Annotated in this window: 13 protein-coding genes and 2 riboswitches; of the genes, 11 read left to right on the forward strand and 2 right to left on the reverse strand. The window is 51.6% G+C overall.

Translation table 11 applies throughout. The annotated features are described in order from the left end of the window. The first annotated feature begins 24 nt into the window (after positions 1-24). Positions 25-1,248: a GTP-binding protein gene (locus L3D05_RS18875; protein ID WP_239617875.1), complete on the forward strand. Its 1,224-nt coding sequence runs from the start codon at positions 25-27 to the stop codon at positions 1,246-1,248. An 83-nt stretch (positions 1,249-1,331) separates the two neighbouring features. Here L3D05_RS18875 and L3D05_RS18880 read toward each other — a convergent pair whose 3' ends face one another. Both L3D05_RS18880 and L3D05_RS18885 read right to left on the reverse strand, forming a co-directional pair. Then, on the reverse strand, positions 1,332-2,648 hold the full coding sequence (locus tag L3D05_RS18880; RefSeq protein ID WP_239617876.1) for a glutamate-1-semialdehyde 2,1-aminomutase: 1,317 nt from the start codon (positions 2,646-2,648) through the stop codon (positions 1,332-1,334). 32 nt (positions 2,649-2,680) lie between these two features. After that, on the reverse strand, positions 2,681-3,688 hold the full coding sequence (locus L3D05_RS18885; protein ID WP_239617877.1) for an LCP family protein: 1,008 nt from the start codon (positions 3,686-3,688) through the stop codon (positions 2,681-2,683). 107 nt (positions 3,689-3,795) lie between these two features. Here L3D05_RS18885 and L3D05_RS18890 point away from each other — a divergent pair, with 107 nt between their 5' ends. From L3D05_RS18890 to purK, 10 genes are all read left to right on the forward strand, one after another. Further along, a complete protein-coding gene (locus L3D05_RS18890; RefSeq protein WP_239617878.1) occupies positions 3,796-4,881 on the forward strand; it encodes an ABC transporter ATP-binding protein in 1,086 nt (361 codons plus the stop codon). Next, positions 4,878-5,672 (forward strand): ABC transporter permease, encoded by a 795-nt coding sequence (locus tag L3D05_RS18895; protein ID WP_239617879.1) that lies wholly within the window; start codon positions 4,878-4,880, stop codon positions 5,670-5,672. The genes L3D05_RS18890 and L3D05_RS18895 overlap by 4 nt, the downstream gene beginning before the upstream one ends. A gap of 4 nt (positions 5,673-5,676) precedes the next feature. Next, positions 5,677-6,474, forward strand: a complete 798-nt coding sequence (locus tag L3D05_RS18900; protein WP_239617880.1) for an ABC transporter permease — start codon at positions 5,677-5,679, stop codon at positions 6,472-6,474. 311 nt (positions 6,475-6,785) lie between these two features. Further along, a complete protein-coding gene (gene bcp / locus L3D05_RS18905; RefSeq protein ID WP_239617881.1) occupies positions 6,786-7,274 on the forward strand; it encodes a thioredoxin-dependent thiol peroxidase in 489 nt (162 codons plus the stop codon). 86 nt (positions 7,275-7,360) lie between these two features. After that, entirely contained in the window at positions 7,361-8,068 is a 708-nt protein-coding gene (locus L3D05_RS18910) for a FadR/GntR family transcriptional regulator (RefSeq protein WP_239617882.1), read from the forward strand. A gap of 148 nt (positions 8,069-8,216) precedes the next feature. Beyond that, a complete protein-coding gene (locus tag L3D05_RS18915) occupies positions 8,217-9,422 on the forward strand; it encodes an MFS transporter (protein WP_239617883.1) in 1,206 nt (401 codons plus the stop codon). Positions 9,423-9,617: 195 nt separating this feature from the next. Next, positions 9,618-11,138, forward strand: a complete 1,521-nt coding sequence (gene guaA, locus L3D05_RS18920; protein WP_239617960.1) for a glutamine-hydrolyzing GMP synthase — start codon at positions 9,618-9,620, stop codon at positions 11,136-11,138. A gap of 219 nt (positions 11,139-11,357) precedes the next feature. Further along, positions 11,358-11,458, forward strand: a riboswitch (purine riboswitch). A gap of 136 nt (positions 11,459-11,594) precedes the next feature. Next, positions 11,595-12,947 (forward strand): NCS2 family permease, encoded by a 1,353-nt coding sequence (locus L3D05_RS18925; RefSeq protein ID WP_239617884.1) that lies wholly within the window; start codon positions 11,595-11,597, stop codon positions 12,945-12,947. A 314-nt stretch (positions 12,948-13,261) separates the two neighbouring features. Beyond that, positions 13,262-13,360: riboswitch (purine riboswitch) on the forward strand. Positions 13,361-13,535: 175 nt separating this feature from the next. After that, positions 13,536-14,024, forward strand: a complete 489-nt coding sequence (gene purE, locus L3D05_RS18930) for a 5-(carboxyamino)imidazole ribonucleotide mutase (protein ID WP_239617885.1) — start codon at positions 13,536-13,538, stop codon at positions 14,022-14,024. Next, complete coding sequence (purK, locus tag L3D05_RS18935; RefSeq protein ID WP_239617886.1) at positions 14,021-15,277, forward strand: 5-(carboxyamino)imidazole ribonucleotide synthase; 1,257 nt, start codon at positions 14,021-14,023, stop codon at positions 15,275-15,277. The genes purE and purK overlap by 4 nt, the downstream gene beginning before the upstream one ends. Positions 15,278-15,281 lie beyond the last annotated feature (4 nt).

Genomic DNA, 15,281 nt, shown 5'->3' on the forward strand with positions numbered 1-15,281 from the left:
ACGTATTAATTGGAGGATGAGAAAATGAATAAGCAAAATAAACTTCCCGTCACCGTGCTAAGCGGATATCTGGGCGCCGGTAAAACAACGATTCTTAACCACGTATTGAACAATCGGCAGGGGATGCGCGTGGCCGTTATCGTCAATGATCTAGGAGACGTCAACATCGATGCGGATCTCATTAAGGACGGTGGAGGATTGTCTCATACCGACGAGAAGCTCGTGGAAATGTCCAACGGGTGCATCTGTTGCACGCTTAGGGAAGATTTGCTGCGGGAAGTGGAGAGGCTGGCCCAAGAAAACCGTTTCGATTATATCCTCATCGAATCTACCGGCATCGGAGAGCCGATCCCCGTAGCTCAGACGTTCACTTATATCGACGAGGAGCATGGCGTGGACCTCACGAAGTTTTGCCGTTTGGACTGCATGGTAACGGTGGTGGACGCTTACCGCTTCTGGAGCGATTATGCCTCGGGCGAGACATTGAGGGATCGCAAGCAAGAGATTGGAGAAAACGATAATCGGGAAGTCGTTGATTTGTTGATCGACCAGATCGAATTTTGCGACGTGTTGGTTCTGAACAAATGCGACAGAGTCGAAGAGAAGGAGTTAGCCGAGCTGGAGACGGTGCTTCGCAGCCTTCAACCGCGCGCCAAGTTGATTCGGGCGGAATGGGGGCGAATCCAGGCTTCCGATATTATGAACACGGGTTTGTTCGATTTCGACGAAGCTAGCCGTTCTGCCGGCTGGATTCAGGAAATGGAGAAGGAGCACCACGTTCCGGAGACGGAGGAATACGGCATCTCGTCATTCGTCTATGAACGGGTTCGTCCCTTCCATCCTGAACGCTTGATGCGATGGATGAGCGAATGGCCCGCTGAAGTCGTTCGTGCCAAGGGAATAGTATGGCTAGCTACCCGTAATGAGATGGCGCAAAATTTCAGTCAAGCAGGGCCTTCGATTCAGTTCGGTCCAGCCGGCTACTGGGTAGCTTCTTTGCCGGAGCAGGAAAGGGAGGACATCTTGCAGGAAGATCGGAGCGTGTCCGATAATTGGGATGCCGTCTATGGCGACAGGGTGACCAAGCTCGTATTCATCGGCTTGGCGATGGATCGCCGGACGCTAACCGAGCAATTGGACGATTGCTTGCTGACGGACGAGGAGATGGACATGAACTGGAAGACGTTTTCCGATGAATTTCCTAACCAAACGAACGTACAGCTTGAGGAACAACTGCACCTTGATTAAATAAAACGGAGAGGCTGTCCCATAATTCGTCATGGGACAACCTCTCCGTTTTTCAATAGGGTTGTTTGCGATCATGCGAGAGTTTACTTGTCTGCCGCCATTTCCCGGAAGGAATCTTCCGCTGCAACTAACGTAGCCTCGATATCCGCATCCGCATGCGCGGTGGTGAGGAACCATGCCTCGTATTTGGACGGTGCTAGATAAACGCCACGTTCCAACATCAGGCGGAAGAAGCGGGCGAATTGCTCGCCGTCGGAGCCTTGCGCTTCCTCGTAGTTAGTGACGGGATGCCCGCAGAAATGGGTAGAGAACGCACCGAGAATCCGATTGATCGTCAGCGGAACGCCATGGCGGTCAGCCGAAGCCTGCAGGCCGTCGCAGAGCCGAATCGACATGGCTTCCATTCGATCGTAGACTCCGGGCTCCCGCAGCACTTCCAAGCAAGCTAATCCTGCTAAGACGGATGCCGGATTGCCCGCCATTGTGCCTGCTTGATAGGCCGGTCCGAGCGGTGCGATCATCGCCATGAGATCGGCCCTTCCTCCGTAGGCTCCGATAGGTAAGCCGCCGCCGATGATTTTGCCTAGCGCGGTTAAGTCCGGACGAATCGCATCGTGGTCGGGAAACAAGGACAAAGTCTGAGTTGAGCCATAATGGAACCGGAAAGCGCTGATAACCTCGTCGTAGATGACGAGCGCTCCCGCATTCCGCGCCATCGCGCATACGCTCTCCAGGAACCCCGGCTTCGGCATAACCATGCCGAAGTTGCCTACGATCGGTTCGATCATAACGGCCGCAACTTGATCCCCCCAGCGTTCGAGCGCTTCGCGTAATCCGTCCAGCTCGTTGAAAGGCACGGTAATGACTTCGCTGGCGATGCTAGGCGGTATGCCCGCGCTATCGGGTATTCCGAGCGTCGAAGGCCCCGAGCCCGCGGCGACTAGTACTAAGTCGGCGTGTCCATGGTAGCAGCCGGCGAATTTAATGATCTTGTTGCGTCCGGTGAACGCCCTTGCGACGCGGATCGTCGTCATGACCGCTTCCGTGCCGGAGTTGACGAACCTGACTTTATCCATTGAAGGAATAGCTTCCTTCAGTACCTGCGCCAACCTGATTTCGTGCTCTGTCGCCGTTCCGAACAATGTTCCGGTATTGGCGGCTTGGACGATCGCTTCCGTTACTTTCGGATGGGCATGACCCGTAATGATCGGCCCGAAAGCCGCCAAATAATCGATATACCGATTGTCGTCGACATCCCAGAAGTGAGCCCCTTGGCCACGCTTCATGAATACGGGCGCCCCGCCTCCAACGGCTTTGAACGAACGGGATGGGCTGTTGACTCCGCCTACGATATGCTGCTGCGCTTCTTCATATAATTGTTCTGAACGTAATCTTTGCATGATTGGTAAACCCTCCGCTTACTAACTCGTTACTATTTAGTACTGCTGTTTCCGCTTGAAGACGGAGACGGACTCGGCGTTTCCAAGCTGTCGTCTTTATTCAATTCTTCTTGCACGTATCCTTTGAGTGCATCGCGATCGCGAATTCCCAGCATGGCCGAACCGTTAACTTTCTCGTCCGTAACGAGTTCCATTGGAGGGATTTGCGCGGATCCGGCTTGATGCGACTTGTAACCTAACGTTCCAAGCTTTAACATATCCCCGGTAGACATGTTGGTTTCAACATAAGGGATTACGTCGCTCAAAATATCCGGTAGCTTAATCAGATTCCAGCCGGATTTCATCTTGGATGCGACGGCTTTAAGGAAATCGCGTTGGCGTTCGGTACGGGTAAAATCGGAAAGCTTGTCATGTCTGAACCGAACGTATTGGAGCGCCTTATCTCCGTTCAGATGCTGCTGTCCCTTTTTCAAATCAATATCGAACAAGTGCTTATCCGCGGCATCGGAATACTTCATATCTTTCTCTACGTAGAAATCGACTCCGCCGAGCGCATCGACCAATTTAATGAATCCTTGGAAATCAACATAAACATAATACTGAATGTCCAAACCGGTTAAGTCACCGATCGTTTTCATTGCTAATTCAGGGCCTCCAAGCGTAATGGCCGCATTGACGCGATTGTCCTTGAACCCGGGAATTTTCACGTGCGTGTCGCGAAGAACCGAGAATAGGTGGATCTTCTTGGTTACGGGATCGAAGGAAGCGATGAGCATGGAATCGGACCGAGCGACTTCGCCCTTCTTTAGACCTCTATCGTCGCCGCCCATAAGAAGCACGTTAACGCGTTCGGAGCCCGTCCATTCCGGGGGCTTATATTCGGGCTTTTCTTCGAATTGATTGAATCGTGACTCTTCTTTGGTCTTCTTGGCGTGGGACAACTCATTCACACTTGAGAACACCCACCAGCCTGCCACACAGATAAAAATAAACGCTAAAGACAGTATGCTGAAAAGGGTAATCTTCCGCTTTTTGCTCATTAATGTATGTCCTCTCGGGTTGCTGTATGTTAAAATTATAAAGTTTCGGCAATGGAATAAGCAAGTATCGCATACTCATGAACGCGACTTGATCACAGGAGGTTCATATGTTAGCCATAGATGTACACCAATTGCGCAAGGAATTCAAAGTTCAGAAAAACCGCGAAGGATTGAAGGGCGCGCTTAAGGATCTATTCAAACGAGAGCACACCGAAGTTGCCGCCGTTAAAGATATTAGTTTTCAAATTCCGCAAGGCGAAATATGCGGATACATTGGAGAGAACGGCGCCGGCAAATCGACGACGATCAAGATGCTGACCGGCATCCTGGTGCCGACCTCCGGCAAGCTTGTCGTGAACGGCTACGTTCCTTATAAGGATCGGGAGAAATTCGTGCAAGAAATCGGTGTCGTGTTCGGACAGCGCAGCCAGCTCTGGTGGGATATCGGGGTCATCGAGTCGTTCCGGCTTCTTCGCAAGGTGTATCGGGTTAGCGAAACGGATTTCCGCCATAGGCTCGACGAACTGGTGGAAACCTTGCAATTGCAGGACTTGCTTAATCGTCCCGTCCGCAAGCTGAGCCTTGGACAACGGATGCGTTGTGAACTGGTGGCGGCATTGCTTCATAATCCGTCCATCCTGTTTCTCGACGAGCCGACGATCGGTTTGGATATCGTAGTTAAGACGGAAATTCGCGAATTCCTCAAACGTCTGAATCGGGAGCAAGGAACGACGATTTTGCTGACGACGCACGATCTTCAGGATATCGAGGCGCTTTGCTCGCGGGTCATCATGCTGGACGACGGTCGAATTATATACGACGGCGGGCTGGAGGAGCTGAAGTCCCGTTGGGGCAAAGGGCGCGAAGTGCAGTTCCAGTTCACGGACCCCGTGTCGCTTCCGGCCGTGTCCGCGATGACCGGAGATCTTGCCGTCCGATGGACGCTCGAGAACGACGTGACGGCTAAAGTATGGATTCCCCGCGAGATGAACGTGTCCGAGGTGCTTTCCAGAGTCGTCGGCCAGCAGGACATTAGCGATATCAAGATTTTCGAGACGAATACCGATGAGATCGTCCGCGAAATATACCAATCGGGCAGCGCCGATGCTCCGAGAGATTTGTCGGCTCTGTCGGACGACTTGGGCAGTACCGACCAGAAGGAGCCGGTCAAGACGGGGGCAGGCGAATCATGACGAGCGCGTATTTGGATTTCGTCCGCATCCGGTTTCTGATGATGCTGGCTTACCGGGTCAATTACTACAGCGGCATTATTATTTATGCCATTAACATCGGGGCTTATTATTTCCTATGGAAGGCGATTTTCGGCGAGGCCGAGACGCTTCAGGGCTTCACGGTTATACAGATGTCTACTTACGTGGCCGTATCTTGGATGGCGAGAGCTTTCTATTTCAACAACCTAGACCGAGAAATATCGGGCGAGATCGTGGACGGCAGCGTTGCCATTCAGATCATCCGTCCCTATTCGTACTTGCTGGTCAAGATGATGCAGGGCTTCGGCGAAGGGTTGTTTCGACTCGGGCTATTCATGGTGCCGGGCATGATTATCGTTTCGTTTATTTTTCCGATTACGTTGCCTACCGACCCGGTTCAATGGATCGTCTTCTTCGTCATGATCTGGTTCAGCTTTCTCATTAATACGCAGCTCAACATCCTAACGGGGTTAGGGGCTTTCTTCTTCGAGAACAACCAAGGCATCATGTCAATGAAAAGAATTTTGGTGGACTTGCTGTCCGGCGTCGTCGTGCCGATCGCTTTTTTTCCCGGTTGGGCGATCTCGGTCATGAACTGGCTTCCGTTTCAAGCCATTACGTATTTGCCGGGTTCCGTGTTCACCGGCCGGATTCAGGGTGCCGCGATCTGGAATGCGTTGCTCGTGCAAGTGATTTGGACAGTCGTGTTAATCGTTCCGATTATGCTCGTATGGCGGGCGGCGCGTCGTCGACTGTTCGTGCAGGGAGGTTGAGCAGATGAGCCGTTTTGCGTTCATGTTGGGTTTGTATCGGGATTATTTCGCTAATTATATGAAAACGAAACTAAGCTACCGCGCGGACTTCTGGATCGAGGTATTGTCGGATCTGATGTTTAACGGGTTAAATCTTGTATTTATTTTTATCGTATTCTTGCACACGCCGTCGCTCGGAGACTGGAGCGAATCGGAGGTCGTGTTCGTATACGGCTATTTCATGATCGCCTCCGGGTTGTTCACGACCTTCTTTAACGTGTGGAACTTCAGCGAACGGTATATTGTCAAAGGAGAGATGGACCGCGTTCTGACGCGCCCGGCGCACTCTTTAACCCAGGTCATGCTGGAAAACATGGATCCCCCGGCCATAGTCGGCTCTATCGTTGGTTTGGTCATCATGATCATCTCCTGGACGACGCTCGGCTTGCCGTTCCATTGGTATGATCCGCTCGCGTTGATCGTAATGGTGTTAGGTTCGTGCTTCATCTATATGGGCATCTACACCGCGCTGTCTGCCATATCTTTCTACTCGGACGCGCCGACGGGTATCGGACCGTTGATCTACAACATTCAGAACTATGGCCGATATCCGGTCGAAATCTACAACAAGACGATCAAGTTTCTGCTCACGTTTGTTCTTCCGTTTGCTTTCGTCGGCGTATATCCGGCTTCGTTCTTCCTAGGGCGCTTGGAGGAGTGGTGGATGGCGTGGCTTACTCCGGTCGTCGGGGTCATCGTGCTCTCGCTCGGTCTCTGGTTCTGGAACTACGGCGTTCGTCGTTATCGCGGCGCGGGAAGTTGATTGGATTTCGGATTTGATCAGTAACAATGGAGCACCAAGGTGGCAATCCGTCGAATGAGTCGTATCGAGCACAGTAGTGGTACGATTTGAATATAGCGGCACGCCGTGCCGCTATTGGATGATTAGAGTCCGTTTTTGGCAGGTTAACGGCATATGGTACCTCTATCTGCCCGATTTTTACCTAAATGGATGTTTTGAATTGGGAAATAACGGCATGGAATGCCACTATGAGGTCACGGCAAGGTGTCGAGGATCAGATTAGCGGCATTCCATGCCGTTATTCTAAGTAAGATGCAAAAGGAGTTTTCAGTATGACGCAGCAACAACTTCAACTCGGACAACCCGTCCCGGATTTCGAGCTTCCCGCCACGAATGGGGGAACGATCCGACTAAGCGATTATCGAGGACGCAAGGTCGTGATCTATTTTTATCCGAAGGACATGACGCCGGCGTGCACCCAGGAATCTTGCGATTTCCGCGACGCCAACGCGACGATCGAGCAATCGAACGCGATCGTACTTGGCATCAGCACGGATGAGCTCAAAAGACACCACAAATTCGTCGAGAAGTACGAGCTTCCTTTCCTGCTGTTGGCAGATCCGGAACATCGGGTATGCGATCTGTTCGGCGTATGGCAGGAAAAGAAGCTTTACGGTAAAACCTATATGGGAATCGTACGTTCCACTTTCCTGATCGACGAGCAAGGCATCCTCTTGCAGGAATGGCGCAATATTAAGGTGAAGGGCCACGTCGAGAACGTAAAGCAGGCTTTGCAGGAAAAGGGAAAAAGAAACAAGTAGTGTAACGTGTTCATTTCTTCTTGTAAAAAAAGGGATGTTCAAGATAAAGCAATTATGTTACCATCCTTTAAACAGGAGATGATCTGATGAATTCGAATTCAAAGGTTTCATTCCAGCCGCTCCACCGAACGAAGCTGGTCGACGACGTCGTGGTCCAATTGCAGAAGACGATTTCGAGCGGAGAATTGAAATACGGCGAGAAGATCCCGACGGAGCCCGAGTTAATGGAGCAGTTCGGAGTCGGCCGTTCCACGATCCGCGAAGCCGTTAGGGTACTCGTGCATGCCGGATTGTTGGAGAAGAAGCAAGGCTTCGGAACTTTTTTGGCTTCGACGCCGGGCATTCAAGAGCCGCTTGAGCATAGGCTTAGAAGAGCCGAGATCGTCGAAGTGTACGAGGTACGCAAAATGCTGGAGCTTGAAATCTCAAGATTGGCGGCCGAACGCCGCGACGATCAAGATCTCGAGAATATGCGCGCCCATCTGGATCAGCGCTCCGAAGCCTTGAACAAAGATGACATCAACGGTTATCTTAATTCGGATATCGAGTTCCATATCGCCGTTGCCGTAGCTAGCAAAAACCATGTCGTAGTCGATCTCTATCGGACGTTCTCTTCCGCGCTGCGAGAAGCCCTGTTCAAGCTTGCGAAGGAGAAGGAGGGACACGATCCCAACACCGAAATTCACGAGAAGATCTACGAGGCCATTAAGGCGAAGGACGTAGCGGCAGCCGAGCACTGGACGCTTCGCAACCTAGACGGAACGGTAGGTCAACTTAGAGACAGAATGGGATAAGAAAGCCGGGATACTACCGGCAATCTACTTCCATGGCCTTAAACGTCAGATGATAGGATGAAAGGGAAAGGAAAGGCAAACATTCGACAGGTTCTACTGTACTTCTGCGTAATAAAACATCAGATGATAAGATGAAAGGTTGTGCTGCATGAGCACGAAAAATTTAGCCAACGCACAAATAAACACGGTCTACACCATTTTGTTCTCCATCAGTCTCGTTCATTTGCTGAACGATTCCATTCAATCCGTTATACCGGCTATCTTCCCGATTCTTCAAGAGTCCATGAAACTTAGCTTTGCGCAGATCGGATGGATTGCCTTCACGGTTAACGTAACGGCATCGTTGTTGCAGCCAGTGATCGGCTTATATACCGATTCAAAGCCAAAGCCGTTCTTGCTCCCCACGGGAGTGCTATTCTCGCTTCTCGGTATGGTCGTGCTAGCTTTTGCCGAGAGCTATTGGCAGGTGATCGTCTCCGTTGTGCTGATCGGGCTCGGTTCCGCGGTTCTTCATCCCGAAGCTTCCCGGGTCGCCTACATGGCAGCGGGCTCTCGCAGAGGGTTGGCGCAATCGATCTTCCAAACAGGGGGGAATATCGGGCAAGCTTTGGCTCCCGTGTTTACTGCGCTTATATTCGTTCCCTTCGGTCAATTCGGAATCATTTGGTTTACGATCGCAGCCGCTGTCGCCTTCGTTGTGCAGATTTACGTGGCGAGATGGTATAAGGCTTACATTAGCCGCCAAACCGCGAAGAAGAAAGAAGTTGTCAAGAGAGAGCCGCTTCCAACGAGAACGATCGCTTACGCAATGACGATACTAATCTTGCTGCTCTTCTCGAAATTCGTATACGTCGCTAGCATGACGGGTTTCTTCTCTTTTTACTTGATCGATTATCATCATATTTCAACCGAATACGCTCAAGTGTTCATATTCGCTTTATTGGCGGCAGGAGCCGTAGGCACTTTCATGGGCGGACCGCTGGCAGACAGATTCGGCAGAAGGAACATGATTTGGTTCTCCATCCTGGGTACCGCTCCGTTCTCGTTGCTTCTCCCATATGCGAACCTTTTCTGGTCGATCATCTTGCTTATTTTCATCGGATTTATTCTGCTCTCCGGATTTTCGGTCATTATCGTGTATGCTCAAGAGCTTCTGCCCGGCAAAGTCGGGATGGTATCGGGCCTATTTTTCGGGCTCGCGTTCGGTCTCGGGGGAATAGGCTCCGTCGTTCTCGGAACGTTGGCGGACGCTACGAGCATTTCCTTCGTCATTAAGCTAAGCGCATTCTTGCCGCTCCTTGGTCTATTGGCCGTGTTCTTGCCGACTGACCGCAAATTGAAACTGGCTCACTAACGAATGATATTTGAATGGCATGTCGCTGGGGATCGGCCTCGGCGGAGCCTTCTCGCCTTGACGCTGTAGAAGCCGCAAAGCTATAATAACTTCAATTGATTTTACCCCGCGGAACGGATAGGACCGTCAGCAATGGCGATTTAAGGTTTACGCTTAGGAGGCTCGATTTACCCAGTGACTACTCACCAACATGAAATGATCGTCGTATTGGATTTCGGTGGCCAGTACAACCAATTGATCGCCCGTCGTATTCGCGATTTAGGCGTGTACAGCGAACTTCTTCCCTTCAATACGACGGCGGACAAGCTACGTGAGCTTGCACCCAAAGGGATCGTATTTTCGGGAGGACCTGCCAGTGTATATGCGGAGGGAGCTCCGACTATTGACCAGGCGATCTATGAACTGGGAATTCCGATTTTCGGCATTTGTTATGGCATGCAATTGATGACCCACCAGCAAGGCGGTAAAGTAGAGCCCGCGCACAAACGCGAGTACGGCAAATCGGACGTAGACTTCGTAGCAGGTTCCGACTTGGTTAAAGGCTTGGATAGCCGTCAAACGGTGTGGATGAGCCATGGCGACCACGTAACCGAGCTTCCGTCAGGCTTCCGCGTCGACGCGAGCACGGAGCATGCTCCGGTTGCCGCGATGAGCGACCCTTCCCGGAAGTTCTACGCGGTACAATTCCATCCTGAAGTTCGCCATTCCGTCTACGGGAACGAAATGATCCGCAACTTCTTGTTTGAAGTGTGCGGCTGTCGCGGGGACTGGACGATGGGCTCGTTCATCGACGATATGATCGCTGACATCCGTAAGGAAGTCGGGGACAAAAAAGTGCTTTGCGCATTGTCGGGCGGCGTGGATTCCTCCGTCGTCGCCATTTTGATCCATAAGGCGATCGGCGAACAGCTTACTTGCATGTTTATCGACCACGGCCTTCTTCGCAAAGGCGAAGCGGAAAGCGTCATGGAGACGTTCGTCGGCAAGTTCGGCATGAACGTCGTCAAGATCGACGCGAGCGAACGGTTCCTCGGCAATCTGAAGGGCGTCGACGATCCGGAGAAAAAACGCAAAATCATCGGCACGGACTTCATTCGGGTGTTCGAGGAAGAGTCCGCGAAATTCGACGATTTCACGTTCCTAGCGCAAGGCACGCTCTATACCGATATCGTTGAGAGCGGCACGGCGACGGCGCAGACGATCAAGTCTCACCATAACGTCGGCGGCTTGCCGGAAGACATGAAATTCAAATTGATCGAACCGTTGAAGACGCTGTTCAAGGACGAAGTGCGTAAAGTCGGCGCCGAATGCGGCTTGCCGGAAGCGATCGTCATGCGCCAGCCATTCCCGGGACCGGGTCTGGCGATCCGAGTACTCGGCGAAGTGACCGCGGAGAAGCTCGAGATCGTTCGCGAGTCCGACGCGATCCTTCGCGACGAAATCGCCAAAGCGGGCCTGGATCGCGAGATCTGGCAATACTTCACGGCGTTGCCGGGCATGAAGAGCGTCGGCGTAATGGGCGATGGCCGCACGTATTCATACGCAGTCGGTATCCGCGCCGTTACTTCAATCGACGGAATGACCGCCGATTGGGCGAGAATCCCATTCGACGTCCTGGAGAAAATCTCCAACCGCATCGTCAACGAAGTACAGAACGTCAACCGGATCGTATACGATATTACGTCTAAGCCTCCTGCCACGATCGAGTGGGAGTAAAAAACGAGCCTGCCGAGAACTTCTCGGCAGGCTTTATTTTTGGCGTATCGGATAAAGCTTTGTTGTTGAAGTTTGCCTTGTTTTCGCTTTCAATGGAAATAAACCGCAATCATTACTGAAAAATCTATCAATTCCGAACGATCTCTCCATAATTAGGGTGTCATTATTCGTAAATAACCGTTGACAGACAAGGTCTTACGACCTAGAATATGGATTGGACAAACAACTGAATAATCTTTTCGTATAATCCCGGGAATAGGCTCGGGAGTCTCTACGAGGTCACCGCAAATGATCTGTCTACGGAAAGGGAAAAGCATACCTGGGGATTAATGTCTCCGTTGGTATGGATTTTCCCGGTTGTGCGGAACCTAGAAGAGTCTTCTTCTAGGTTTTTTGTATGTTTAGTCTTAGGTTTTCCACATTCATTCAAATTTTGAAGGGAGAGTTTATTGAGACATGGAACGTTTCTTTAAGCTGAAGGAACTGGGGACGAATGTACGCACAGAGATCATGGCAGGAATTACGACCTTCATGACAATGGCTTACATTCTAGTCGTTAACCCGGGCATTTTATCGGGAGCAGATTTGAGCTTTACTTCTGTTTTCCTGGCAACTGCGCTTGCTGCAGGTATTTTTACGATTGCGATGGGATTGTTCGTTAACTTTCCGGTAGCCTTGGCGCCGGGGATGGGGCTTAACGCATTCTTCGCCACGACGATCGTCACTTCGAAGGCGACGGGACATCCGATCACGCCGGAGATGGGACTCGCGGCCGTATTTATTTCAGGGATTATCTTCTTCATCTTAACGGTTACTCATATCCGCCAATTACTTATCGTAGCGATACCCGATGGATTGAAACATGCGATTACGGTCGGTATCGGTTTGTTCATTGCGATCGTCGGCATGAAAACGAGCGGTCTCGTGACCATCTTGGTGTTCGGCGATGGCAGCACGTTGCTCTCGATGGGCAACTTGGAAAATCCAAGCGTGTGGTTAACTATCGTAGGCTTGGCGATTATCGGAGTTTTCATGGTATTGCGCGTTAAAGGCGCGATCTTGCTAGGTATGGTCGTCATCACTCTGATCGGAGCGCTTCCGGGCGTTGACTTGGTCAACTTCAGTTCGTTGAAAGGCGCGGACTGGGCTCCTGATTTCGGCGAATTGAATTTCTGGAGCATGGACTTCGCCGATCTCTTTACGACAGGGCTGTTAACGGCTATCGCAACCTTTACGTTCGTTGAGTTGTTCGATACTTTCGGAACGCTGGTCGGTACGGCCAACCGCGCCGGATTTTTCAAAAATAAAGAAGAAGGCACGAAAAAGGTCGGTAAAGCAATGTTCGTTGACGCAGTAGCGGTCAGCGGCGGCGCGATGCTCGGAACGAGCACGGTTACGGCTTACGTGGAAAGCTCTGCCGGCGTTGCCGAAGGCGGACGTACGGGATTAACTTCCGTTACGACAGGCGTATTGTTCCTGCTTTCGTTGTTCTTATTGCCGATCGCCTTGTTGATTCCAGCTCCGGCGACTAGCGCAGCGCTTATCATTGTCGGCGTGCTCATGGTTCAATCCGTTAAAGAAATCGAATTTACCGACCTTGTTATCGGTATTCCCGCTTTCTTGACGATTACGATCATGGCGTTCACTTACAATATCGCCAACGGAATTTCCTTCGGTATCGTATCTTATGTCATCCTCGCTTTCGTAGCGAACTTGGCCGGAGACAAGAAACATAAGATTCACTGGCTGATGTGGGTCGTGTTCTTTATCGTTATCGCAAGATACGTATTCGTCGGCTCGCAAGGCTAATTTCTTAGCGTTTATGAACCGAAAGGTTCATGGCATAAATCAACCCCGCTTCACTTCCGAACAGACGGAGGTGGGGCGGGGTTTTAATTTTCTTATATAGACAAGAGCATTGAAGTTGGGTAATCACTAGGAAAACTTTACATTATTTGAAATTGGGTGCATGTTCTCGCGCGCAAAGGGGTCCGAGAGTATATATATGTGTCAAAATCCGAACGTTAATATTTCATGATAACAAAAGTGTTCGTCTTTGTTTGACAGTCCACCCCAGTCTGCGGTAAACTAAGAAGCGTTAAAAGAGCCTGTTTCTTGCCTTCATCAAGGTAAGAAGCAATGCGCGTATAAGTCGGGAATCGGCCCGAACGTCTCTACCCGGAAACCCTAATTTCCGGACTACGCGGCAATCGCCAACACCATCGATATTGAAGCGCGGACCTTGGATGGTTCGGGCTTTCTCTTGTCGCCGTTGAGCGTTGCTTATAGTAGAAGAGAACTTGAAGGTCGATTGGGGAATACTGACGGTATTCCCATTGATCTTTTTTTTGTTTATTCGCATGGGAAACAAGATCGCAACTGGGGAAGGGTGGAATCATGTCTTCACTTGTCGGCGTCATTATGGGAAGTACGTCGGATTGGGAAACGATGAAGAAAGCGTGCGAGGTGCTCGAGGAGCTAAACATTCCATATGAGAAAAAAGTCGTCTCCGCGCATCGGACACCGGACTTGATGTTCGAATATGCCGAGTCCGCCGTATCGCGGGGCTTGAAAGTTATAATTGCCGGTGCTGGCGGAGCTGCCCATCTTCCGGGCATGGTCGCAGCCAAAACCGTTCTGCCCGTTATCGGAGTGCCTGTTCAGTCGAAGGCCTTGAACGGGCTTGATTCGTTGTTATCGATCGTCCAGATGCCGGGCGGCATCCCCGTTGCAACGGTAGCCATCGGTACCGCTGGCGCAACGAATGCGGGATTGCTAGCGGCTCAAATGATCGGTTCCTTCGATCCTGAAGTGCAAGCCCGATTGTCGGCCCGCCGCGATCGGATCACGCAGGATGTCCTCGACAATGGAGAGTTGCCGGCATGAGCAGCGGAGATAAGCTAGTCAGTTTATTCGGCGGCGAAGGTGCGGCATGCGATGCATTCGGATGCGAAGTTGTAGGAGGGGATGAGGCGGTGACTCTTTCGGGGTCCCGGACGATTCTACCCGGTGCGACGATAGGGGTGCTGGGCGGAGGACAGTTGGGTCGGATGTTGGCGCATGCGGGTAACCGTCTCGGCTATCGATTCCTGACCCTAGATCCGACTCCCGATTCTCCTTGCGGACAAACGGCAGCGCAGATCGTAGCTGCTTATGACGATCAGAAGGCTGCGCGGGAGCTGGCCGCCCGCTCGGATGTCATCACGTATGAATTCGAGAACGTCGATGCCGACGTAGCGGCTATGCTTGAGACGGAATCCTACGTTCCGCAAGGCAGCGCTTTGCTATACACGACGCAGCATCGCCTTCGCGAGAAACGCGCGATAGAAGCGGCTGGCGTGAAGGTAGCGCCTTATGCGGAGATCGTTAGCTTAGATAGTTTGCGAGAAGCCGCGGCATCTCTTGGTTTGCCGGCCGTGTTGAAGACGGCGACCGGAGGGTATGACGGCAAAGGTCAATGGGTACTGAGAACGGATGATCAACTGGAGCAGGCTTGGAACGAAGCGAGCCGCAGCGGAACGCAACTGGTACTTGAGAAATTCATCGTTTTCGACAAGGAAATATCCGTAATCGCGGCTAGACGGCCTTCGGGCGAAGTGAAAACTTTCCCGCCTGCGGAAAATATCCATGTTCATAATATATTGCACTTATCTATCGTTCCTGCGCGCATTGACGATTCGGTACGGCAAGAGGCCGAGAAGCTGGCGATATCGATCGCGGAGACGCTTGGCGTTGTCGGACTCATCGCGGTTGAGCTGTTCTTGACCGCCGACGGACAATTGTACGTCAACGAGCTTGCGCCAAGGCCCCACAATTCAGGCCACTATACGATGGAAGCTTGTCGGACGTCGCAATTCGAGCAGCATGTGCGGGCGATCTGCAATCTGCCGCTAGGCGATCCGGCGCTGCTAACTCCGGTAGTCATGGCAAACATCTTAGGCGAGCATATGGAGCCTCTGATAGCTTGGATGGCAGAACATGATGCTGCGGCCGAGCGTCTCGGAGTCGAACCGAAGGTTCATCTCTACGGCAAAGCCGAGGCGAAACACAAACGAAAAATGGGACACCTGAACGTGCTCGCTCCTAACGTGGATGCCGCGCTGGAATGGATAGCCCAATCGAATATATGGAGGGTCTAAACAC

Source organism: Cohnella mopanensis (assembly GCF_022352055.1).
GTDB classification, from domain to species: Bacteria; Bacillota; Bacilli; order Paenibacillales; family Paenibacillaceae; genus Cohnella; species Cohnella mopanensis.

What these genes read in the sequence shown, in the direction of transcription:
- L3D05_RS18910 (WP_239617882.1), top strand. Translation starts at nt 7,361, where the DNA reads ATGAATTCGAATTCAAAGGTTTCATTCCAGCCGCTCCACCGAACGAAG.
- L3D05_RS18915 (WP_239617883.1), top strand. Translation starts at nt 8,217, where the DNA reads ATGAGCACGAAAAATTTAGCCAACGCACAAATAAACACGGTCTACACC.
- L3D05_RS18885 (WP_239617877.1), bottom strand. Translation starts at nt 3,688, where the DNA reads ATGAGCAAAAAGCGGAAGATTACCCTTTTCAGCATACTGTCTTTAGCG.
- guaA (WP_239617960.1), top strand. Translation starts at nt 9,618, where the DNA reads ATGATCGTCGTATTGGATTTCGGTGGCCAGTACAACCAATTGATCGCC.
- L3D05_RS18875 (WP_239617875.1), top strand. Translation starts at nt 25, where the DNA reads ATGAATAAGCAAAATAAACTTCCCGTCACCGTGCTAAGCGGATATCTG.
- L3D05_RS18880 (WP_239617876.1), bottom strand. Translation starts at nt 2,648, where the DNA reads ATGCAAAGATTACGTTCAGAACAATTATATGAAGAAGCGCAGCAGCAT.
- L3D05_RS18900 (WP_239617880.1), top strand. Translation starts at nt 5,677, where the DNA reads ATGAGCCGTTTTGCGTTCATGTTGGGTTTGTATCGGGATTATTTCGCT.
- purE (WP_239617885.1), top strand. Translation starts at nt 13,536, where the DNA reads ATGTCTTCACTTGTCGGCGTCATTATGGGAAGTACGTCGGATTGGGAA.
- bcp (WP_239617881.1), top strand. Translation starts at nt 6,786, where the DNA reads ATGACGCAGCAACAACTTCAACTCGGACAACCCGTCCCGGATTTCGAG.
- L3D05_RS18895 (WP_239617879.1), top strand. Translation starts at nt 4,878, where the DNA reads ATGACGAGCGCGTATTTGGATTTCGTCCGCATCCGGTTTCTGATGATG.
- L3D05_RS18925 (WP_239617884.1), top strand. Translation starts at nt 11,595, where the DNA reads ATGGAACGTTTCTTTAAGCTGAAGGAACTGGGGACGAATGTACGCACA.
- purK (WP_239617886.1), top strand. Translation starts at nt 14,021, where the DNA reads ATGAGCAGCGGAGATAAGCTAGTCAGTTTATTCGGCGGCGAAGGTGCG.
- L3D05_RS18890 (WP_239617878.1), top strand. Translation starts at nt 3,796, where the DNA reads ATGTTAGCCATAGATGTACACCAATTGCGCAAGGAATTCAAAGTTCAG.